Below are 286 nucleotides of genomic sequence, written 5' to 3'. Positions count from 1 at the left end.
ACTGGGGTGAAGTCGTAACAAGGTAGCCGTAGGGGAACCTGCGGCTGGATCACCTCCTTAATCGACGACATCAGCTGCTCCATAAGTTCCCACACGAATTGCTTGATTCATGCGTTTGTAAAAGTGCAGAGCTAAATATTCGAATCGAATAGTTAGCTCTGATCTTTTTCAGAACCGTTCTTTAAAAATTTGGGTATGTGATAGAAAGATAGACTGAACGTTACTTTCACTGGTAACGGATCAGGCTAAGGTAAAATTTGTGAGTTCTCTTAGTTGAGAAATTCGA

1 rRNA gene is annotated in these 286 nt (G+C 41.6%); it reads left to right on the top strand.

The features are described 5' to 3' along the window. Positions 1-60, top strand: a 16S ribosomal RNA gene (locus GTU76_RS29845); the annotation flags it as partial. Positions 61-286 lie beyond the last annotated feature (226 nt).

The sequence above is a fragment of the Pseudomonas crudilactis genome (assembly GCF_013433315.1).
Lineage (GTDB): Bacteria > Pseudomonadota > Gammaproteobacteria > Pseudomonadales > Pseudomonadaceae > Aquipseudomonas > Aquipseudomonas crudilactis.
This window is presented reverse-complemented; position numbering and strand designations above follow the sequence as displayed.